This window comes from Azorhizobium sp. AG788 (assembly GCF_943371865.1).
Taxonomy (GTDB): domain Bacteria; phylum Pseudomonadota; class Alphaproteobacteria; order Rhizobiales; family Xanthobacteraceae; genus Azorhizobium.
In genome coordinates this window covers 19,408-40,307 of record NZ_CALRWL010000059.1, presented here as the reverse complement: position 1 = coordinate 40,307, position 20,900 = coordinate 19,408, and the positions used below count along the sequence as shown (strand labels likewise).

Annotated in this window: 25 protein-coding genes; 7 read left to right on the top strand and 18 right to left on the bottom strand. The window is 63.2% G+C overall.

What is annotated here, in order from left to right:
• The 18 genes from AAG816_RS24265 to motA form a co-directional block, all read right to left on the bottom strand.
• Window positions 1-962 (bottom strand): flagellin (locus AAG816_RS24265; RefSeq protein WP_341992276.1); only part of this gene is annotated, 962 nt, incomplete at its 3' end.
• Window positions 963-1,247: 285 nt separating this feature from the next.
• Window positions 1,248-2,024, bottom strand: coding sequence for a flagellar biosynthetic protein FliP (locus tag AAG816_RS24260; RefSeq protein ID WP_341992279.1), 777 nt, complete (start codon window positions 2,022-2,024; stop codon window positions 1,248-1,250).
• Window positions 2,025-2,149: 125 nt separating this feature from the next.
• The gene (locus AAG816_RS24255) at window positions 2,150-2,692 is read right to left on the bottom strand and encodes a flagellar basal body-associated FliL family protein (RefSeq protein WP_341992275.1); all 543 of its coding nucleotides are present in this window, start codon (window positions 2,690-2,692) and stop codon (window positions 2,150-2,152) included.
• A gap of 21 nt (window positions 2,693-2,713) precedes the next feature.
• The gene (locus tag AAG816_RS24250; protein WP_341992274.1) at window positions 2,714-3,433 is read right to left on the bottom strand and encodes a flagellar basal body L-ring protein FlgH; all 720 of its coding nucleotides are present in this window, start codon (window positions 3,431-3,433) and stop codon (window positions 2,714-2,716) included.
• Entirely contained in the window at window positions 3,433-4,152 is a 720-nt protein-coding gene (locus AAG816_RS24245; RefSeq protein WP_341992272.1) for a MotE family protein, read from the bottom strand. The genes AAG816_RS24250 and AAG816_RS24245 overlap by 1 nt, the downstream gene beginning before the upstream one ends.
• Before the next feature lie 377 nt (window positions 4,153-4,529).
• Window positions 4,530-5,630 (bottom strand): flagellar basal body P-ring protein FlgI, encoded by a 1,101-nt coding sequence (flgI, locus tag AAG816_RS24240; protein WP_341992271.1) that lies wholly within the window; start codon window positions 5,628-5,630, stop codon window positions 4,530-4,532.
• Window positions 5,627-6,190 carry a flagellar basal body P-ring formation chaperone FlgA gene (gene flgA / locus AAG816_RS24235; RefSeq protein WP_341992270.1) on the bottom strand — a complete coding sequence of 188 codons (564 nt, stop codon included), beginning with the start codon at window positions 6,188-6,190 and terminating at the stop codon, window positions 5,627-5,629. The genes flgI and flgA overlap by 4 nt, the downstream gene beginning before the upstream one ends.
• A 41-nt stretch (window positions 6,191-6,231) precedes the next feature.
• Entirely contained in the window at window positions 6,232-7,020 is a 789-nt protein-coding gene (gene flgG, locus AAG816_RS24230; RefSeq protein WP_341992269.1) for a flagellar basal-body rod protein FlgG, read from the bottom strand.
• A gap of 21 nt (window positions 7,021-7,041) precedes the next feature.
• On the bottom strand, window positions 7,042-7,368 hold the full coding sequence (locus tag AAG816_RS24225) for a flagellar hook-basal body complex protein FliE (protein ID WP_341992268.1): 327 nt from the start codon (window positions 7,366-7,368) through the stop codon (window positions 7,042-7,044).
• Window positions 7,365-7,784: a flagellar basal body rod protein FlgC gene (gene flgC, locus AAG816_RS24220; RefSeq protein ID WP_341992278.1), complete on the bottom strand. Its 420-nt coding sequence runs from the start codon at window positions 7,782-7,784 to the stop codon at window positions 7,365-7,367. Before flgC ends, AAG816_RS24225 begins: the two co-directional genes overlap by 4 nt.
• 5 nt (window positions 7,785-7,789) lie before the next feature.
• Window positions 7,790-8,170, bottom strand: a complete 381-nt coding sequence (gene flgB, locus AAG816_RS24215; protein ID WP_341992267.1) for a flagellar basal body rod protein FlgB — start codon at window positions 8,168-8,170, stop codon at window positions 7,790-7,792.
• Window positions 8,171-8,486: 316 nt separating this feature from the next.
• Window positions 8,487-8,918, bottom strand: a complete 432-nt coding sequence (locus AAG816_RS24210; protein WP_341992266.1) for a hypothetical protein — start codon at window positions 8,916-8,918, stop codon at window positions 8,487-8,489.
• A 4-nt stretch (window positions 8,919-8,922) separates the two neighbouring features.
• Window positions 8,923-10,002 carry a flagellar biosynthesis protein FlhB gene (gene flhB, locus AAG816_RS24205; RefSeq protein WP_341992265.1) on the bottom strand — a complete coding sequence of 360 codons (1,080 nt, stop codon included), beginning with the start codon at window positions 10,000-10,002 and terminating at the stop codon, window positions 8,923-8,925.
• A gap of 14 nt (window positions 10,003-10,016) precedes the next feature.
• The gene (locus AAG816_RS24200) at window positions 10,017-11,036 is read right to left on the bottom strand and encodes a flagellar motor switch protein FliG (protein WP_341992264.1); all 1,020 of its coding nucleotides are present in this window, start codon (window positions 11,034-11,036) and stop codon (window positions 10,017-10,019) included.
• A 14-nt stretch (window positions 11,037-11,050) separates the two neighbouring features.
• Window positions 11,051-11,392 (bottom strand): flagellar motor switch protein FliN, encoded by a 342-nt coding sequence (gene fliN / locus AAG816_RS24195; RefSeq protein ID WP_341992277.1) that lies wholly within the window; start codon window positions 11,390-11,392, stop codon window positions 11,051-11,053.
• A gap of 70 nt (window positions 11,393-11,462) precedes the next feature.
• Window positions 11,463-11,816, bottom strand: a complete 354-nt coding sequence (locus AAG816_RS24190; RefSeq protein ID WP_341992263.1) for a hypothetical protein — start codon at window positions 11,814-11,816, stop codon at window positions 11,463-11,465.
• The gene (locus AAG816_RS24185) at window positions 11,797-12,726 is read right to left on the bottom strand and encodes a FliM/FliN family flagellar motor switch protein (RefSeq protein ID WP_341992262.1); all 930 of its coding nucleotides are present in this window, start codon (window positions 12,724-12,726) and stop codon (window positions 11,797-11,799) included. Before AAG816_RS24185 ends, AAG816_RS24190 begins: the two co-directional genes overlap by 20 nt.
• 4 nt (window positions 12,727-12,730) lie before the next feature.
• The gene (motA, locus tag AAG816_RS24180) at window positions 12,731-13,621 is read right to left on the bottom strand and encodes a flagellar motor stator protein MotA (RefSeq protein ID WP_341992261.1); all 891 of its coding nucleotides are present in this window, start codon (window positions 13,619-13,621) and stop codon (window positions 12,731-12,733) included.
• 387 nt (window positions 13,622-14,008) lie between these two features.
• On the opposite strand from motA, the gene flgF reads away from it, so the two are divergent.
• From flgF to flbT, 7 genes are all read left to right on the top strand, one after another.
• Window positions 14,009-14,734 (top strand): flagellar basal-body rod protein FlgF, encoded by a 726-nt coding sequence (gene flgF / locus AAG816_RS24175; protein ID WP_341992260.1) that lies wholly within the window; start codon window positions 14,009-14,011, stop codon window positions 14,732-14,734.
• A 49-nt stretch (window positions 14,735-14,783) separates the two neighbouring features.
• Window positions 14,784-16,106, top strand: a complete 1,323-nt coding sequence (gene fliI, locus AAG816_RS24170) for a flagellar protein export ATPase FliI (protein WP_341992259.1) — start codon at window positions 14,784-14,786, stop codon at window positions 16,104-16,106.
• 117 nt (window positions 16,107-16,223) lie between these two features.
• On the top strand, window positions 16,224-17,507 hold the full coding sequence (locus AAG816_RS24165) for a flagellar hook protein FlgE (RefSeq protein ID WP_341992258.1): 1,284 nt from the start codon (window positions 16,224-16,226) through the stop codon (window positions 17,505-17,507).
• Window positions 17,508-17,541: 34 nt separating this feature from the next.
• Complete coding sequence (gene flgK, locus AAG816_RS24160) at window positions 17,542-18,996, top strand: flagellar hook-associated protein FlgK (protein WP_341992257.1); 1,455 nt, start codon at window positions 17,542-17,544, stop codon at window positions 18,994-18,996.
• A gap of 5 nt (window positions 18,997-19,001) precedes the next feature.
• Window positions 19,002-20,051, top strand: coding sequence for a flagellar hook-associated family protein (locus AAG816_RS24155; protein ID WP_341992256.1), 1,050 nt, complete (start codon window positions 19,002-19,004; stop codon window positions 20,049-20,051).
• A gap of 19 nt (window positions 20,052-20,070) precedes the next feature.
• Window positions 20,071-20,418, top strand: coding sequence for a flagellar biosynthesis regulator FlaF (gene flaF, locus AAG816_RS24150; protein WP_341992255.1), 348 nt, complete (start codon window positions 20,071-20,073; stop codon window positions 20,416-20,418).
• Complete coding sequence (flbT, locus tag AAG816_RS24145) at window positions 20,415-20,831, top strand: flagellar biosynthesis repressor FlbT (protein ID WP_341992254.1); 417 nt, start codon at window positions 20,415-20,417, stop codon at window positions 20,829-20,831. Before flaF ends, flbT begins: the two co-directional genes overlap by 4 nt.
• Window positions 20,832-20,900: the final 69 nt, after the last annotated feature.

The window sequence follows — 20,900 nt, the reverse complement described above, 5'->3', positions numbered from 1 at the left end:
AGGGCCTTCAGCTTGGTGGACTCTTCTTCCATGTTCGCATCGATCAGCGAACCCACGGACGAGGTGTTGATGTCCATGAGGGTCTGAGCGAAGTTCTGCTGCGAGGTCAGGCGGGTCGACGTGGTGCCGAGGGCGGTCGAACCGGTCTGGAGGCCCTGCATGGTGGCATCGATGATCTTGGAATAGGCCTGGATCTTGGCGAGATCGGCAGCCGTGTTCGTCAGAGCAGAGATGTCGAAGTCCTTGATGGCCTGAGTCGTGGCAGTGGCGGTGCCACCGATCACGTACTTGGTGTCCATGAAGCCCTTCAGGCTGCCGGCCGCGGTATCCACGGTCACGGTCGCGCCACCGGAGGTGTTCGCAGTCGTGGCCACCTTGGTGACGGCGACGTCGAGGCTGGAGCTGGTGCCGGTGGAGGTGCCAGTGGTCTTGGCGTCATAGACGGTGAAGGTGCTGGTATCGAGGGCGGTGGTGCCCACGGTCACGGCGCCGGCGGTACGGGAGAAGGACGACAGCAGGTTCTTGCTGGCGTTGTAGCCCGTCGCGCTGGAGTCCACGGACAGCCAGTTCGAGCCGTTCATCACGGAGCTGGTGGCGGCCGAGGAGATGTTGGTGATGGCGGACGCAATGTCCTTCTGCAGCGACGCGCGGTCGGCAGTGGACGAGTTGGCGCTGGTCAGAGCGTTCTTGATGGTCTGGAGCGCGTCCGAGATCTGCTTGATGCCGGCGGTGCTGGTGTCGACCGAGGCCTTGTCCAGCGAGATGGCATCCTTCACCGCGCCGAGCGCACCGTTGTCGGAGGTCAGGGTGGTGGCGATCGACCAATAAGCGGCGCCGTCAGCGGCAGAGTTGATCTTCTTGCCGGTGGAGACACGGTTGTTGGTGACGTCGAGGTTGGAGTTGATCGACCGCAGGGTCTGCAGAGCAACCGTTGCGGAATTGTTGGTGATCATGCTGGTCATGGTCGTATGTCCCTCAGTTCATTGAGAATACTGATTTTTTTGGGGACATTCCGGGCTTTCACCGGTATGGCAGCGCGGCATCATGCCTTTGATTGGCCGTCTCTGGGACGGGCGATGCTGTCTTAAGCACTCAATCTGCCATGGCCTGAACTTATACACCAAGCCTTGCGCCAGCGTTGCAAATATTTCGAATTTGTCGTCTTTTTTCACACGTTCCGCGCGTGCCAGGTCGGTGCTGTGGACAACGGGCGTTGTCCAGGCGCGAAGCATGTGCCACGGCGCGGTTCAGAAATAGGAGCGTACCAGCCCGCCGATGAGGATGTTCCAGCCGTCGATCAGGACGAAGAACAGGATCTTGAACGGCAGCGACAGCACGGCGGGCGACATCATCATCATGCCCATGGACATCACCAGGGTGGCGACGATCATGTCGATGATCAGGAACGGCAGGATGATCAGGAAGCCGATCTCGAAGCCGCGCCGCAGTTCGGAGATCATGAAGGCCGGGATCAGGATGCGCAGCTCAATCTTGCGCTCGGGGTGATCATTGGCACTGTCCTGGCTCAAAGGTGCCGCGCCGGGGGGCGGGGCTTCGGCCGGATCGAACTTCGACGGGCGGCCGGTGGCGCTCGCGATATCCGCGAACAGGCGAAGATCCTTCGGTCGCACCTGGGACAGCATGAACTCGCGGAACGGTTCGCTGATCTTGGCGAAGGCTTCCTCTTCGGTGATCGTGCGCTCCGTGAGAGGCCGCACGCCTTCGTTCCAGGCTTTGTCGAACGTCGGGCCCATGACATAGAAGGTCAGGAATAGCGACAGGCTGATCAATACCAGGTTTGCCGGGGTGCTCTGCAGGCCAAGGCCCGAGCGCAGGAACGATAGGGCGATGACGAAGCGGGTGAAGCTGGTCATCATGATCAGCAGGCCCGGTGCCACCGACAGCACCGTGAGCACCGCGATCATCTGGATGATGCGCCCGGACACCGCGCCGCCACCATTGTCGCCCAGCAGGGAATCGAGCGAAGGCAGTTGCGTGTCGCCTTGGACGCGGGTCTGCGCCATGGCCACGCCGGCGGAGACCAGCAGCCCAAGCACGGCGAGCAAGACGGGCTTCAGCGGCGCCAGTCCCGCGAGGAATGAGTGAAGGCGGTCGCTGTACGGCACAGTGGAACGGCGGATGCGCGCGATCACTGGACCACCAGTGTTTCGATGATGAGTTCGTCGACCCGGCCTTCGCTGCGAACCCGCGCCCGCTCGTTCACGTCCTCGCGCAACTGCTGGAGTGCGCTCGGCCCTTCCAATTGGCTGAGGGTGATGGTCCGCAGGTAGGCCATGAGGTCTTCCCGAAGGGTGGCCTCGGTGAGGGCGGGATTGGCCAGCGAGCCGTTCTTGAAGATGAAAGCGGCTTCCACCCGCACCCAGGTGCTGCTGGGCGAGGCGAGGTTGACCACCACAGGCTTCATGGCCTGCATCATGGTGTTGCCGGCGTAGAACAGCGGTTGCACCTTCGGCGCCGGCTCGTCCTTGACCTTGCGGGTCACGACCTTTTCCACCGTGGATGCCAGCTGGATCCCCAGTCCCGAGCCCGTGGCGATGGCCAGCAGGGTCAGCACCACGAGGGCGAGGATAAGCCCGCCCCGGGGGCCAGTGGTCGGCTTGCCATCCGGGCCAGGCAGGGCTTCCAGAGGAGCCTTCCCGCCTTTCTTATCGTTCGCAGATGCGCCGGCCATTGGTTTCCCCCTTCAGCCGGCTCAGTACGGCGCCACGGCGTCGAACAGCCGTTGGCCCCAGGCGGGTTGCTGCACGTCATTCAGGCGGCCGCGGCCACCATAGGAAATGCGGGCCTCCGCCACCTTGTCGTAGGGAATGTTGTTGGTGGAGGACACGTCCAGCGGGTTGACGATACCGCCCACGTTCAGCACGCGGACTTCGTAATTCACCAGGATCTCCTGCGAGCCGCTGATGACCAGATTGCCGTTCGGCATCACTTCCGTGACCACGGCCGCCAGCGACAGGCGCAGCTTTTCCGAGCGGTCGATGCTGCCCTTGCCCTTGGTGCTGGTATCGCCAGTCAGGCCCAGGGTGCCCGTGCCGGCGCCGGCATTGGCGCCACTGCCGAAACCGGAGAGCGTCAAGGAGGTATCGATGCCGAGATTGCTCTTGGCCTCGCGCGAGCGATCCGTGTTGTTGTCGAACTGCGCCTTGTCGTCGATGGCAATGTTGACGCGGATCACGTCGCCGACCTTGGAGGCGCGGGTGTCGCGATACATGCTCTGCGTGCCCAGATCCCAGGTGGACCGGAAGGTCCGCTCCCGGGGCTGCTGGAACGGCACCGGCACCGGCAGGCGGGAAGATTCCAGCCCCTGTCCCACCGGGGTCAAGGTGGGGCCGTAGGCGAGGCTGTCGTTGGGGTTGGTCTGGCAGGCGCTCACCAGAAGGGCGGCGGCGGTGGCCAGAAGCGCGGGCTTCATCAAGAGCGTCCTTCCGTCTGTGCGCGGCGGCTGATGCCCACCATGGTGTTGGTGAGCGAGGCGGCGCGGGCGGGTTCCATTTCGTTCATGATCGCGCTCGCCGAGCGCGGGTTGAGCTTGGCGAGAATGGCGGCGGCGGCTTCGTCCGCCATCACCGAGATCTGCGCTGCGGCGGCATCGGGGCGCATCTGGGAGATCACCGCGATCAGCGCCTCGTCGGCCTTCTTGAGGAAGGCTTCCCGGCGCGCCAGCCAGTCCTGGTATTCCGCCCGCTTGGCTTCCAACTGGGCGATGCGGGTTTCGATTTCCTTTTCCATCGCGGCCAGGGACTGGGCCTGCCGGGCAAAGCGGGCGTCGGAGGCGGCGCTGGCGATGTTGCGGCAATAGGCGAGGGCATTGTCGTCGCGGGACGTTTCCACCGTCTGGCTCACCACCGTGGGCGCCGGCTGTTGGGCCTGGCTCTCGCTCGCCAGTCCGAACAGCCCAACCGCGGCGGCTGCGGCGGCGGCGACGAAGGGCAGGGCCCGCGCCGCGGCGCGCAGGGGCGGCATTTGGATGCTGGCGCGGATGGCGCCGGCGAGCCCGGCGCGCAGCAGGGTGTTCTCATGCCTGAGGTCGGAGATCCGGGTCCAGGCGATCAGCCCGGCTGCCAGGGCGCCGGTGGCTGCACCAGCGAGATACACGGCCAGGAACGGCCATAGAGACGCGTGTGTGGACATCACTGACCCTCCGTCCGGTGCGGGTGTGGTGCGAAAACGGCAAAGGATGGGATCAAGGCCGCAGAGGCAGGGCCATACTCACCGGCGGGCATTAGCCACGCTGCGGTGCTCAGGGGGGATCCGGCGCAACTGTGGCGCGGTCCCGGCGCAGCCATCATGGCCGCTGAAATGCCCAGGGGGTACATTGGCATCTTCCTTGATTGTCTCGAAATTCAACCGTGCGTGGCACAATCAATTCTCGAAACGGGCAGATCCGTCAGAGACGAAGGAAGATAAACTTCCCGATTTGTCTCCTCAGGCCCGCCGTACATCTCATGTTCTGGTGTTAGAGGGCGATGCTTGCGCCACGCTGTCGTGGCGCAAGCCCTGCACCGGGATCACTGCACCACAAGTTCGGCTTGCAGTGCGCCAGAGGTCTTGATCGCCTGGAGAATGGAGATGATGTCGCTGGGCTTCAGCCCTAGGCGATTCAGGCCGCGGACCAAGGTCTGCAGGTCGGTTCCCCGCACCAGGGCAAGGTGGCCGCCGGCTTCATCCGCCTGGATGTCGGTGCGTGGCACAACCACGGTCTCACCACTGGCGAAGGGGTTCGGCTGCGACACCACGGGCGTCTCGGTGACCCGCACGGTCAGGCTGCCTTGGGTGACGGCCACGGTGGAGATCTGCACATTCTTGCCGATGACGACGGTGCCGGTGCGCTGGTCCACCACCACTTTCGCGGGGGTATCCACCTCGATGCCCAGTTCGCCGATCTCCGCGAGGAAACGGGCGGGATTGGAATTGGACGGGCGCGCCACCACGACGGTGCGCAGATCGCGCTCCTTGGCGAGCGGGCGACCATAGCGGGCCTGCGTATAGGCATTGATGGCGTCCGCCATCATGGCGGCGGTCTTGAAATCGGGATTCGCCAGATCGAGCATGATCTCGTTGAGATCGCGCAACTGGCCGGGAATCTGCCGCTCCACCAGCGCCCCGTTGGGGATGCGGCCGGAGGTGGGCACGCCCTGGGTCAGGGTTTCGGCCTGGCCCTGAATGGTGAAGCCGGTCACGGCCAGCTGGCCCTGCGCCACCGCATAGGTGAGGCCGTCGGAGCCGTTCAACTGGGTGATCAACAAGGTGCCGCCCTTCAGCGAGCTGGCATCTCCGATGGACGATACGCTGATGTCGATGCGCGAGCCGATGGCCGCAAATGCCGGCAGATTGGCCGTGACCATCACCGCGGCGGTATTGCGGGCGCGCAGCGGAATGCCCTGCACGTTGATGCCCATGCGGTCGAGCATGGACTGCATCGCCTGCTCGGTGAACGGTGAATTGCGCAGCGTGTCGCCGGTGCCTTGCAGGCCCATGACCAGGCCATAGCCGATCAGCTGGTTGTCACGCACGCCCTGGACGCTGGAAATGTCCTTGATCCGGGTCAGTGCCATCGCATTCCCGGTGCAAAGCACCAGAGCAGCGGCGATCAGAAGGCGGGCGATCATTGCGCGCTCACCCGGACCGAGCCATCCGCCTGGACGGTGCCGGCGATGGTGAGGCCGCTATCGGTGTTCTTCAGCCGCACGATGTTGCCCACGGATCCGTTCTCGAGTGCCATGGCGAAGCCGGAAATGGTGAGGCCACCCTCCTGCAGCACCACCGGTGCCAGGGAGCCGCGCGAGACCACCTTGGGATCGGCGAAGGCGTTGATGGCGATGGGCGCGCCCGCCGGCAGGCTGCGCTTGGCGACCTTGCCCAGCAACGCCTGGCGGGAGGTCACCACCGCCACCCTGTCGTTGGGCGCAGCGGTGAAGACGCGATCGGCCAGCATCGAGTCGGTGATCATATCGCCCGCATAGATGGGGACGACCGGCACCGGCAAGGTGAAGTCATTGGAGGGCAGCGGCTGGGCCACGCGGGCGGGCACCGGCGGGGCATTCTTCGCGGCCGCGGCCTCCGCTGCTTCTGCGGCGGCGACGCGGGACGAGATGCTCTGGGCCACCGCCGGCGAGAGCGGAATGGCGAGGCCCGCCAGGACGGCGAGCGCGGCGAGGATCGTGCGCATGGCGGGTCTCGTTTCTGGTGCGAGGAAAGCGCGGAGCGCCGTCAGCGAATGCCCTTGGAGACCGTGCTCGCCATTTCGTCGGCGGCCTGGATCACCTTGGAATTCATTTCATAGGCGCGCTGGGCGGAGATCAGTTCGGTGATTTCCTTCACCGGATCGACGTTGGAGCCTTCCAGATAGTTCTGCTGGATCTTGCCGAAGCCGACGTCGCCGGCCACGCCGTTCACCGGCTGGCCGGAGGCCAGCGTCTCGCGATAGAGGTTGTCGCCGAGCGGCTCCAGGCCGGATTCATTGGAAAAATTGGTCAGCACCAGCTGCCCGAGCAAGGTCGGGTTGGTCTGGTTGGGGACCTGCGCGTAAACCTGCCCGCTCTCATTCACCACGATGGCGGTGGCGTTCTGCGGGAAGGTGATGGCCGGGTTCACCGTATAGCCGTCGGAGGTCACGAGCTGGCCGGTGGAACTGCGGTTGAACGAGCCGGCGCGGGTATAGACCGTGTCGCCGTTCGGCGTGGTGATCTGGAACATGCCGCGGCCGTTGACCGCCAGATCCAGCGAATTGCCGGTCTGGGTCAGCGTGCCCTGAATGTGGAGGTTGCGGATGCCGACCGTGCGCACGCCCAGGCCCACCATGGCGCCTTCGGGAACCGGTTCGCCGCCATCGCGATTGGGCACGCCCTGCGGCCGTTCCGCCTGGTAAAGAAGATCCGCGAATTCGGCGCGGGAGCGCTTGAAGCCGGTCGTGTTGATGTTCGCGATGTTGTTCGCGATCACTTCCACGTTGGTCTGCTGGGCGCTCATGCCGGTGGCGGCGATAGCAAGTGCTCTCATGACGCTTTATCCTTCAGATCACTAGATCGCCATCCGGCTGATTTCTTGGTAGGCGGCAACCACCTTGTCGCGAACCGCCATGGCCGTCTGCAAGGTCTGCTCGGCGGACATCACCGCCTCGACGACCTGCTGTACGGACGCCTTGCCCTGAATGCCGGAGATCGCGGCGGCTTCGCCGGTGCGCACCGTGCTCATGGCATCGGTGGTGACCTTGGCCAGGACATCACCAAAATCAGCCTGCTGCGTACCGAAAGGCTGGGCCACCGAGGAGGTGGCGTTCATCTTGGTTTCGGAGACCGAAAGCGGCGTGCGAACCGTCGAAGCGAGCGAGGAGACGCTTTCGATCATGATTGAGTCCTCAAGAGATCGACGGTCATGGCGACCATGGAGCGGGTCTGCTTGATCATCTGGAGATTGGCTTCATAGGAGCGGTTCGCCTCGCGCATGTCCGCAAGCTCCACCAGCATGTTCACGTTGGGCATCTTCACCTTGCCATTGGCGTCGGCGGCGGGATTACCCGGGTCGTATTCTTCCAGGAACGGGGTCTTGTCGACGCCGGTGCTCTTCACCTTGACGCTGGATGCGCCAAGCGTCCGATCAAGCTCGGCGGAGAACTGGACCGTCTTGCGCGAATAAGGGTCCGAGCCGGCGGTGGCGCCGGTGGAGCGCATGTTGGCCAGGTTTTCCGAGACGATGCGCATGCGGTTCGACTGGGCCTGGAGGCCGCTGCCGGCGATGGAGCTGGCGGTCTTCAGCGGATCAATCATCATCAGCCCTTAATGCTAGTGAGGATCATGCGATTGAAGGCGCGCACGATGTTCGTGTTCAATGTGAAGGTGCGGTTCACGTCCGCCGCCTTGAGCATTTCCTGGTCAAGGCTGACCGAGTTCCCCGACGCACTGACTTCCCAGCTGTCGGTGCCCTGCGTCTTCGTGCTGCGCGCGCCAGTGAGCGGCACGTCCACATGGCCGTCCGTCGTGCGGGCCATGGAGAGATGGGTCTTGTCGAGCACGGAGCTGAACGGTTCCACGTCCATGCTCTTGAAGCCCGGGGTGTTGGCGTTGGCGATATTACCGGTAATGGCCGCCTGACGCACCGAGGCCCACTGGGCTTGGCGCGAGGCGAGGTCGAACAAATACAATGGATCCAAAGGAGCCTCCCGGATCGTCTCGATGCAAACTAGGAGGCAAACCTTGCACGGGGCTGGTGCAGGTCGCCGTGCGCTGCGGAACCTTCGCGCGCGACCGCTCGGCCCTGCGTGCACCGGTTCCCGCACGCTTGCGCGCCACAGGGCGGTGAGTGGAGGACGGTCAGACAGCAATGACGCGGGGATTCCAATGCGGCGCGCCGCGCATGTGGCATGCGCAGGTCCCGATCACAGGGCATCGCGGCCTGATCGGGGAAAGCTCGCTACCCCTGATCCATGTCCGGCACGACTCGGGACAGGAACGGGAACCGGGATCCGCTCAGGCCGGCAAGCGCGAGTCGGCCAGGACCTCGCCGAAACGCTTGAAGTTCTCGCTGTCGGTGCCCAGGGGGTGGGTCCAGACGATGCCTTCGATGGAGACACCGATGCCCTTCTCCTCGAAGGTGATGCGGAAATAGACCGTCATCTCCGGGTGGGTCAGCTCCATGTCGATGGTCACCACCGGCGGCGCACCCCAGTCGGACGCGATGACCGCATTCTGGCCATAGCGCAGCAGCCCAGGCCGCAGGGACAGTTCGGCCGAGGAGGCCATCAGATCGTGGATGTTATTGTCCTGGTTCGCCTGGATGTAACCAATGACGACCCCGGCGTTGGTATAAAACAGCTCGCTGAGAAAGCTCTTGAGGCACTCCGCCAAGGCGCGTTCATAGGCCATCAGACCAAGTTCGCCGACGGTTGCACGATTAATCATGCGGTTATTTTGCTGGTGCATTGGAGCCCCGAGAATAGATGAAATATAATATTTTCGCGACAGGCTTATAAAAATCCGCAGGAATCCATTGGTCGACTTCGATCGCGTCATACATGGCGCGCGCGAGCGGCTTGTCTTCGATCACCGGGATGGAGCAACGCTCCGCAATCTCTCGAATCTTCAGCGCGATGAGATCTGCGCCCTTGGCCACCACCAGAGGGGCACCGCCCTTTTGGCGATCATAATAGAGTGCAATGGCGTAATGGGTGGGGTTGGCAATCACCAGCGTCGCCTTCGGCACCGCTGAAATCATCCGCTGGCGCGCCCGCTGCTGGGCCAGAGACCGCATGCGGGCCTTCACCAGGGGGTCGCCTTCGGCCTGCTTGTGCTCGTCCTTGACCTCCTGCTTGCTCATCTTCAGGTCGGTGCGCCATTTCAGACGCGCCCACACCAGGTCGAGGGCCACCAGGACGATGGTGGAGACGCAGACTGCCGACACCAGACGGGTGGCCAGGGACAGCATCACCGAGGGCAGCAGCAGCGGCTCGCTGTACATGGCGTTCATCACCCGGCCCTGCTCGGAATAGAGCAGAAAGCCGACAATGATCGAGATGGCGAGAAACTTGAACGTGGACTTGCCAAACTCGATATGGCCCTGCGTCCCGAAGATCCGACCCCATCCCGCCACCGGAGAGACCCGCGAAAACTTTGGCTGGATGCGATCCAGCACCAGTCTCGGCGTATTCTGGAACAGGGAAGCCGCAAGGCCCGCCGCGCCGAGCACCAGCACCGCCGGGAGCAGCAACTGCCCGAGCATGATGAGGACCCCCCAGGCCAAAGCGACCGCATCCTCTGCGTTTTCCAGCTTGAATCCGGCCGGATCGTCGAGGAAGTGGGTCAACTCGGTGGTGAGCACCCGCACGGGGTTGATGACGAAAAACGTGAGGACCGCGAGGATGCCCAGAAGTGAGGCGAACAGCGCTGTTTCTCTCGAGAAGGGCACATTGCCCTTCTCGACCGCATCGGAAATTTTCTTTTCCGATGCGTCTTCTGTTTGACTGTCCTTGTCGGGCTTCTCAGACATCGCGTCCTGTCCCGCTACCGAACGAAGGCATCGTCGTCATTGCCGGTATTGATCTCGATCTCGCCGCGTCCGGCCATGTCGAGGGCCATATCGGTGATCGCCCGGCGGGCTTCGGCGACTTCCTTCTGTGCGGACGGCTCGCCGCTGCCCAGTTCCTGTTCCACCATGCGCCGCACGCGTGATCCGAGCGACTGCAGAATGGTTTCGCGGAACTCGACCTCGGTGCCCTTCAGCGCCAGGATCAGCTTGTCGTTCGGCACCTGGTCGAAAAGGGCCGTACGCGCCTTGGGCGTGAGCTTGACGATATCGTCGAAGGTGAAGAGCAGGCCCTTGAGGATCTCCGCCGATTTCGGCCGGGTGGCCGCCAGCGAGGAGAGCACCAGCTCCATGTCGTCGCGTTCCATCTTGTTGATGATGTCGGCCATGCGCGCATGGGGATCGGCGCCGGCATTGCGCGAGAAGTTCATCATGAAGTCTTCATGGATGGTCTTCTCGATCACCTGCATGGTGGCATCGACGATGGGCTTGAAGGTCAGCATGCGCCGCATCAGGCCGTTGCGCTTGTCCGCCGGAATATGGCTCATCACCTTGGCGGCGCAGGACGGGCGCACCTTGGAGAGGATCAGCGCCGCGGTCTGCGGATGTTCCTTCATGATGTAGGTGGCCAGCACGCTTTCCGTGACGGTGGAAATGCGATCCCAGATGGAATGGTTTGCCGCGCCGAGCAGCTCGTTCATGATCTCGGCGATCTGATCGGGGGGCAGAACCCCGGTCAGCAGCCGCTCCACGTCCGCCGCCGTCCCCACAAGGTTGGCGCCGCTGACGAAGCTGGTGGCAAACTCCTCGATCAGGCTTTCCACCACCGCCGTCGGCATGGGCCGCAGCTCGGCGATGGAGCGCGTGACGAGCTTGATCTCATCCGGCTCGAAATGTTTGAGAATGCGGTTGGCCATGGGCGTACCCATGGTCATCAGAAGCGCTGCCACCTTGTCGGTGCCGTGCAGGGGACGGGACTTGCCCGGAAGCGTGGCCATCGCTCAGGCCCGCGTCAGCCCTGATCGGAGCCGGAAGGCCCCACGATTTCGGTGAGGGACACACCGAACCGCGAATTGTCGTCTTCCACCACCATCACTTCGCCGCGCGCAATGATGCGGCCGTTGACCACCACATCCACCGGCTCGCCGACCCGGTGGTCCAGCGGCACGATGGCGCCGCGGCCGAGCTTCATCAAATTGGCGACCGGCATGCTGGCGGAGCCCAGAACCACCTGGAGCAGCACCGGGATGCGCATGACCGACTCCAGCCCGCGGCCGGTGCCAATGGTCTCTTCCTTGTCGCCGCCAGGATTGAGCGACTTGGCAAACAGTGCCTCGTCGTGGGCGATGGACATGTCTTCGGGATCGCTGGGATTCCGGGGGGCCATGGGATGCTCCTGTTAGGTCTGTTCGGGGCCGTCGGGATCACGCGCCGGAAGGCAGCATGTCCCCTTCGTGACCAAGGTCAAGGCTGTGTCCGCTGTCGCGGGCGGTCCGTGCCCGGCGCATCGCGGTATTGCGACGATCGATTTCGGCAATGGCCTCGTGGGCCTGTTCGATCTTACCGCCCAAGGAAAACAGAAGCTCACGGCCGTCGGTATTGAGAGACGCCACCGCGCGATGCGCGGCCATCAATGCCGTAGCGCTCTCCGCCAACACCCGCTCGTAGTCGGCCTGGTGCGCTTCGAGCTCCTTGAGCTTGCGGTAGACCAGCACGACACAGGTCGTGGTCATCACCAGGGCGATCAGCAGGATCATGTCAACGGGGTAGGATGTCATCGAGAAACTCCTGGCTCTGATTGATCTGATCTTCGATGCGCAGAACGTAGGAGCCTTCGGCCTGGCCGAGATGGCACCAGAACAGCGGCTGATCGGCACTCTCAAGCTTGACCAGGGTGCGTGGTGTGGCCTGAAGCTTGAGAACCTGTCCGACCTTGAAGTCGGCAATTTCGCCGAGAGGATAGTGTCGCTCCTCCAGGATTGCGCGAACCTGGACTTGCGTGCGGTTGACCTCGGAGCGGATCTGGCGCTGCCATTTCGGATCCCGGCCGGTGGTTTCCACCGGGGTGGTGCGGGCCAGGGCCTGACGCATGGGGGTGAGCGCCGCCTGCGGGATGATGACGAACATCTCGCCGCCGCGGTTCAGCGCCTGGAGCAGGAACTTCGCGGTCACCGCCAGATTGTTGCGGCGGCCGATCACTGCGAAGTCCATGCGGGTTTCCTGCCGCTCGAACTTGAAGGGTGTGTCGCTCACCAGGGCGAACGAGGTGTGCAGGGCCTTCTGCATCTGCTCGAAGATCGCCTGGGCGACCCGCAGCTCGATGTTGGAGAACGAGCGCTCGTCGTCCACCGGCGGCTCGGAGCCGTCGGCGCCGAACAGAGCCTCGATCATGGTGAACACGAAATCGCGGTCAAAGCCGACGATGATGTGGCTGTCCCACATGGGCACGTGGAAAATGCCCGCCACCGCCATGCCTTCGTACATTTCCAGCACGTCGCCGATGCGGCCGGTCTCGATGCTGGAAAGCGAGTAGAAGGCCTGGGAGGCCGCCAGTTGGCGCAGGCCTTCGGCGCACAGGGTTCCCATGCGGTCGAAGATGACGTGCAGCATGGGCAAGCGGTCGATGGACAGGCCCGCCGCATCGAGCAGCATGTCTCGGATGTCTTGGTGGGAATGCGCTGCATTCATGGGATCACGCGGCCTGCTGCTGGGGCGGAGAATTGGAGGACGGCACGTTCGAGATGGCCTCGCTCTCCACTTCGTCGATGGTCGGGCGTTCGCCTTCGCCGATGGTCTTGCGGCCGTGCTCCAGGGCAATCTGGGGCAGGGCGCCGTTCATGAAGGCGATCAGGGTCTGCTTGACGATGATGAACGGCTGGCACTGCTTCTCGCGCACCACCTTAACCTTGTGCGCCAGCGGCGAGATGATGGCGTAAGACGAGTAGATGCCGACGAATGTGCCGATCAGCGCCGAGCCGATATAATGGCCCAGGATTTCCGGCGATTGGTCGATGGCGCCCATGGCTTTCACGATGCCGAGCACCGCAGCGCAGATGCCGAGCGCGGGCAGGGCCTCGGCGACGGTCCCGAGCGCGGCCGCCGGCTTGGTCTTGTGCTTCTTGATGGTGGAGATTTCCTGCTCCATCAAGCCTTCGATCTCGTGCGACTTGGCGTTGCCGATGATGATGAGGCGGGCGTAGTCGCAGATATACTGCGTCAGTTCCTTGTCCTTCAAAATGGTCGGAAAGTGCGCGAACAGCCCTGAGTTGGCCGGGTCGTCGATATGCGCCTCCACCTCATTGCGCGGCTTGGAGCGCACCTCGCGCATCAGCGCATAGAGCAGTCCGAGCAGCGCCAGGAAGTCCTTGCGCTTGGGGGCGACGCCGGACAAAGCGTGCATGATCGCCTTGCCGGTGTCCTTGATGACGCTCATCGGGTTGGCGATGATGAACGTGCTGAAGGCGATGCCGCCGATGATCACATATTCGAAGGGTTGCCAGACCACATCGAGGTGACCGCCCATGGCCATGAAGCCGCCGAAGGTGGCGGCAAGGCCGAGGACAATTCCGAGCAAGACGCTCACTGTGCGTACTCCCCCTGTTGATCCTCTGGTGTTAGGGGGCGTGGATTGCGCGAGGCTGGACTGGCCGTGCGATGCACCACGCGATCGCGGGACAACGCGGCACAATCTCTTCTCGCACTGCGGCGTAGGCAGGCTGGGACAAGCTTCAGGCGCGAGCGTGTGCGCCTCACCATGGGGACTGGCCGCGAGGCCTTCCTGTGATCAAGCCTCATGGATGGGCGCGGTCGTTGGCTTTCAAGCTGTCACCGCCGCCTGAGTCCCGCCGGAGATACGTTTTGCAGCCCATGCTCTCGACCGGCCAAACGATGGCCCGATGTGCGTCGCGGACGACGATGGCCGGAGACGGCGTTGTCTCATCCCTGGTCCTTGCGAGAATTGGAGACTGACATGTCCAACGGTCTTTATGTGGCGCTCTCCGCGCAGATGGCGATGGAAAAGCGGATGAGCACCATCGCCAACAATGTGGCCAACATGAACACCCCCGGCTTTCGTGCCGAGGAGATCAAGTTCGAGAGCGTCATGGCGGAAACCGGCGGCGCCAAGGATGTGGCCTTCTCTTCGGTGGGCGAGAGCTACACGTCGCGCAAGACCGGGGCGGTGACCTTTACCAATAGCCCCAATGATGTGGCCATTGAGGGCAAGGCCTGGCTCTCGATCCAGACCCCGGCTGGCACCGCTTATACCCGCGACGGGCGAATCCATGTCAGTTCGGATGGTCGCCTCACCACGGTGAACAACTATCCCATCCTGGACCCGGGCGGTACTTCGATCCTGGTGGATCCGGACCTGGGGCCGATCAAGATCGGCACCGACGGTACCATCACCCAGGGCATCAACCAGGTGGGGACCATTGGCATGTATGAGATTCCCGCCGCGGCAAAGCTTACGCGCTACGACAATGCGGCGGTGATTCCCGATCGTCCGGCAACCGTGGTGCAGGACTTCAATTCCAATGTGATGCGTCAAGGCTATGTGGAGGGATCCAATGTCGATCCCATCCTGGAAATGACGCGCCTCATCACGGTGCAGCGCGCCTTCGAAAGCGCGGCGTCGGCCATTTCCGAGCAGGAAACCACCAGCGTCGATTCGATCCGCGCCCTCGGTCCGCAATGATCCCTCGCCGCGGTAACGCCGGCGCCGTCTCTGCTTTCGGGGGGTACTGATGAACGCATTGATCAGGCTGCAGGCCGCCGTGGAATCGGCCCAGGAAGACGTGCCGCCGATCCGCATCGGCGGCGTGGTGCGCGAGGTGGCGCCGACGCATTTCAAGGTCTCGGGCCTGTCCAACTACCTGCGCCTGGGCGAGCGCGTGGGCATCGAGCACGAAGGGCGCACGCGCATCGGCGAAGTGGTGCGGGTGGATGACGCCGGCGCCACCATCAAGCCGTTCGACGAGCGCTCGCCAGTGGGCATGGGCGCCACTGCATTTCGCATCGGCACGCTGGCGCTGAGCCCAGATCCGTCCTGGAAGGGGCGGGTGATCAATGCGCTGGGTGTCCCGCTGGACGACAAGGGGCCGCTGGCCCGGGGCCTGCATCGCATGCCCATGGATGCCGAACCGCCCGCCGCCATGACGCGCCAGCGCATCCACAAGCCGGTGAAGACCGGCGTGCGGGTGGTGGATCTGTTCACCCCCATGTGCGTGGGCCAGCGCATGGGCATCTTCGCCGGTTCCGGCGTCGGCAAGTCCACCTTGCTGTCCATGCTAGCCCGCAGCGCGCAGTTTGATACGGTGGTTGTAGGCTTGGTGGGCGAGCGTGGCCGCGAGGTGCGCGAGTTCCTCGAAGGCCCGCTGGCGTCCAACCGGTATCGCTCCGTCGTGGTGGTCTCCACCAGCGACGAAAGCCCGATGATGCGCCGGCTGGCGCCCCAATCCGCGCTGGCGGTGGCGGAATATTTCCGTGATCTGGGCGAATCCGTGCTGCTGATCCTCGACAGCGTCACCCGCTACGCTCACGCGGCGCGGGATGTGGCGCTGGCGGCGGGGGAGCCGGCGGTGGCGCGAGGTTATGCGCCCAGCGTGTTCTCCACCTTGCCAAAACTGCTGGAGCGCGCGGGGCCGGGGCCCGAAGGTTCCGGCGCCATCACCGCCGTGTTCTCGGTCCTGGTGGATGGCGACGACCATAACGATCCGGTGGCGGACGCCATTCGCGGCACGCTGGACGGCCATATCGTGCTGGATCGGGCCATTGCCGACCAGGGCCGGTTCCCGGCAGTGAACGTGCTCGGCTCCATCTCGCGGCTTGCGGACAGCGTCTGGAGCCCCGAGGAGCGCGACCTGGTGCGGATGCTCAAGTCCATGATCGCCCGCTTCGAAGATACCCGCGATCTGCGCTTGATGGGCGGCTATCAGGCCGGGAGCGACAAGGAGCTGGATCAGGCGGTGCAACTGGTTCCGAAGATCTACGAGGCGCTGCGTCAGTATGGAGATGCGCCCCCATCGGCCGATGCATTCAACGAATTAGCGCAAGCTATACGAGTTTAGGTCACCACCCACGACTGCGAATATCGGCAGCCTCGCACAAGCCAGGGCTGATCAATTGGCCGTGGTGGGTTTCCAGAAAAAGGGCGAGATGCGCCCGCATCATCAGGAGTTTATTCCATGAGCCTTTATGGAGCGCTACGCACTTCTGTGTCGGGCATGAACGCACAGTCCAACAAGCTTGGAACCATTTCAGAGAATATTGCGAACTCCAGCACCACGGGCTACAAGAAGGCCTCGACGGAATTTTCGTCGCTCATCGTTCAGAGTGGTGCCTCGGAATATAATTCCGGCTCAGTCAATACCGACATCAAGTATTCGGTCTCTCAGCAGGGGACGACCAAGAACACCACCTCCAATACCGATTTGATGGTGCAGGGCGACGGCTTCTTCGTCGTGCAGGATGCGAGCGGGTCGACCATGCTGACCCGCGCCGGCAGCTTCACCGTGGATGCCTCGACTGGCAATCTGGTGAATTCCGCCGGCTACACGGTCATGGGCTACGACATCAGCGGCGGGCAGGATCCCTCGGTTGTCGTCAACGGTACCGGCGGTCTCGTGCCGATTAATTTGCAGAACGTGGCTCTCGCGGCGGTGCCGACCACCTCGGGCACCTTCAAGGCCAATCTGCCTTCGTCTGATACCGTGGTTGCGGCCGCCAATCTCCCGTCCGCCAATGCGGCGACGGCAACCTATTCGCAGAAGTCTTCGATCTCGACCTATGACAATCTCGGCAACGAGGTCATTCTCGACGTCTATTTCACCAAGACAGCTGACGCCACCGTTGGTCCCCCGGCGACGTCCAGCACTTGGGAAATGACGATGTATAATCAGGCGGATGCAGCGTCGAGCACTGCGCCGTTCCCTTATACTTCTGCGGCGGTAAGCACCACGGCCATGACCTTTGATACGTCCGGCCAGATTGCGTCGGGCACCAGCGTCACCTTTACGGTGCCGAACGGGCAATCGGTCACGCTTGATACCAGCAAGATGACGTCGCTGAACACGACCTACAGCCCGGAGGCGCCCATGAACGGCAGCCCCCCGAGCGCGGCGTCGGACGTCAAGGTCTCAAAGGACGGCACGGTCTACGCGGTGGACGGCAATGGCAACACCACCAATCTGTTCAAGATCCCCCTCGCCAATGTGGCCAGCCCGGACAATCTGACGCCGGTCGCCGGCAATGCCTATCAGGTCAATCTGGATTCCGGTCCGTTGCAGATCGGGTTCGCCGGCGATGCTGGCTTTGGCACAGTCGTCTCCAATGCGCTGGAAAATTCCAACGTGGATATGGCCTCGGAACTCACCGACATGATCGTGGCTCAGCGCGATTACACGGCCAATTCGAAGGTGTTCCAGACCGGCACCGAGCTTCTCGACGTGTTGATGAACCTGAAGCGCTGATCTCGTCGCCCTCCTGCCGAACTTGGTGCAGACAATGAGCCTGACTACTGCCTTCTCCACGGCGAGCAGCTCGCTGCTGAATACAGCAGCGCAGTTGTCCGCGTCGAGCCGCAACATCGACGGGGCCAGCAACACCAGCTATTCCCGGAAGATCTCCGTTACGGTCACCAATGCGGACGGCTCGACCCGGATCAACGTGGTTCGCGCCAGCGATCTTGCGTTGTTCAACCGCATGAAGGACGCGACCTCCACCAGCGCCAAGCAAACCGCGCTGCTGGCAGGCCTCACCACGCTCCAGACCACGGTCGGCGACGTCGACAACGAAACCTCCGTGGCTGGCAAGCTCGGCGCCTTCAATACCGCTCTTGCCAGCTACACCAACTCGCCGGATGACCCCATCCTGGCCCAGGCGGCGGTCACTGCCGCCCAGGACCTCGCCACCAGCCTCAATACGGCGTCGAACGTGGTGCAGGGTGCCCGCAAAGATGCCGACGCGGCCATTGCGACCTCGGTGTCTGACGTCAATGACCTGCTCAAGCAGTTCGAAACCGCCAACAATGCGGTGGTTTCCGCCACAGTGAAGGGCGACGACCTCAGCGACGTGCTCGATGCCCGCGATGCGATCCTCTCGAAGCTGTCCGAGGAGATGGGGATCTCCACGGTCACGCGCGGGAACAACGACATGGTCATCTACACCGACAGCGGTGTGACCATGTTCGACAAGAGCCCGCGCAAGGTCAGCTTCGAGGCCTCCACGGTCTATGATGGCACCGTCACAGGCAATGCGGTGTTCGTGGACGGCGTGGCCGTGACCGGCGCATCGGCCACCATGCCGCTGAAGTCCGGCTCCATCGCCGGCAATGCGGAGCTGCGCGACACCGTAGCCGTGACCTACCAGAACCAGCTGGACGAGATCGCCCGCACCCTGATCAGCGACTTTGCCGAAAAGGACCAGGTGAGCACCGGCGCCGACAAGTCCGGCCTGTTCACCAACGGCACCGATTCGACCATTCCATCGACCCTCACCAAGGGGTTGGCCGCGCAGATCAGCATCAATTCCGCCGCCGTGGTCTCCGAGGGCGGCTCGGCGTTGACGCTGCGCGACGGTGGCATGAATGGCAGCAACTATACCTACAACACGGCCGGTACGGCGAGCTACACCGCCCGCCTGACGGGGGTCTCCTCAGCGCTTTCGGGCACCGCCACGTTCGACAGCAGCACCCAGCTGGGCACGGGCATCAGCCTTGCCACCTTCGCCAGCGGCTCGGTGAGCTGGCTGGAAGGGTTGCGCTCGTCCACGTCGACGGCGGCAGATACTCAGAAAACCTTTCTGTCTCAGGCGTCTACGTCTCTATCCAATGCCACGGGCGTAAATACCGACCAAGAGTATGCGAAGCAGCTTGAACTGGAGCATAGCTATCAGGCGTCATCAAAGCTGATTTCCATTATTGGGTCCATGTATGATTCCCTCTTCGCAATGATCAAGTGAGCGCCATGCAGAGCAGCTATATCTCCACTTTGTCTTGGACTTCGGCGTCTTTGAATGCGATTCCGCGCATTCAGACGGAGATCACGAAGGCGACAACCGAGGTCTCCACCGGGCGGCTGGCCGATGTCGGCCTGACGTTGGGTGTGCGCACCTCCCACAGCGTGGACCTGCGGACGGAAAAGAACTCGCTTCAGGGGTTGGTGGACGGCAATTCCTTGATCGACGCCATGACCACCCGCACGCAGAGCGCGCTGAGCGCTATGACCACCACGTCCAACGCATTCCTCGAGAATCTGCTGAGCGGCCAGGCGACTGCCGGCACCGCCCCGCAACTGGAAACCGAGGCGCGTGCCGCGCTCTCCTCCTTCAGCTCTGCGCTCAACAGCACCGACGGCACGCGCTATGTCTTTGGTGGCGTCAACAGCAGCGTTGAGCCCATGAAGGACTATGAAACAACGGCCTCTGCGGCCGTAGATGCGGCCTTCGCCGCAAAGTTCGGTATTACGACGACGCCGCCGCAGAGCGACCCAAAGGTTGCGGAAATCACCGCCACCCAGATGCAGGACTTCCTGGACAACGAGTTCGCGGATCTGTTCAGCGATCCGGCGTGGGGCACCAATTGGTCGAATGCCTCGGACGAGGCGATCACCAAGCAGATCTCGCCCACCGAGCGTGCAACCGTGTCGGTGAGTGCCAATGATCAAGCCATGCGCAAGCTAACCATGGCATTTACGATGGTGGGTTATCTGGGCGTTCAGAATTTGAACTCCAATGCCCTCCAGGCGGTGATGGATACTGCCCGGACCGCGGTCACCGAAGGTGTGACTGGAATGACCGCCGCCGCCGCCTCCATTGGCGTGACGCAAACCCGCGTCAAGGCGGCCACGACACAGATGCAGGGCACCCTGGATGTGGTCAACAGCCGCATCTCGACGCTGGAAGGCGTCGACACCGCCGAAGCAAAAACCCGGCTTGATGCGCTGACCAACCAGCTGAGCATGAGCTACTCGACCACAAGCACGCTCATGTCGCTCAGCATTCTGAATTACGCCTGATCATAAAGGGAGCGCCGCGATGTATAAATTTTCTTACGCGGAAATAATGGAAGATTCCAGCAGCGAGGCCCGTGGCCGCGAGCGCGATGCGTTCGATCGCGCCATTGAGCTGCTGGTGGCGGCCGAAGCTGCCGGTCCCACCTCCATCGAAAGCCAGGCCGCTGTGATCTATCTCCAGCGTCTGTGGGGCATTCTGATCCGCGATCTGGCCGAGCCCACCAACGAACTGGCCACCAATCTGCGCGCGGACCTGATCTCCATTGGCCTGTGGGTCATCAAGGAGACCGACCAGATCATCCAGGAGCGCTCGCAGAACTTCGCTGGCCTCATTGCCGTCAACCGCAGCATCAGGGATGGCCTGCAATGAGCAAGACCATGCAGCTGACGCTGCGGCCCGGCGAGCGCATCTTCATCAACGGCGCGGTCCTGCGCGTCGACCGTAAGGTGACGCTCGAACTGCTGAATGATGCCTCCTTCCTGCTGGAGGGGCATGTGATGCAGGTGGAAGACACCACTACCCCGCTGCGCCAGTTGTATTTCGTGGTGCAGGCGATCCTGATCGATCCGCGCAATGCCGAAGGCGCGCGGCATCTGTTCCACCGCCAGTTCGCGGCCCTGGTGCAGACCTTCAAGAACGAGGCCGTGCTCAAGGGCCTCGAGGCCATCGCCCAGCAGGTGATCGCCGGCCGTACGTTCGAGGCCCTGCGCACACTGCGCGGATTGTTTCCGTTGGAAGCCTCCATCCTTGAGAGCGCCGCCGCCCCAACCAAGGCGGCCTGACGATCTTCCGTCGCGGCGAGGAGTCGGCCTCGCGCAACCTTCACCGGGCACAAAGGCGCCAGGAGGACC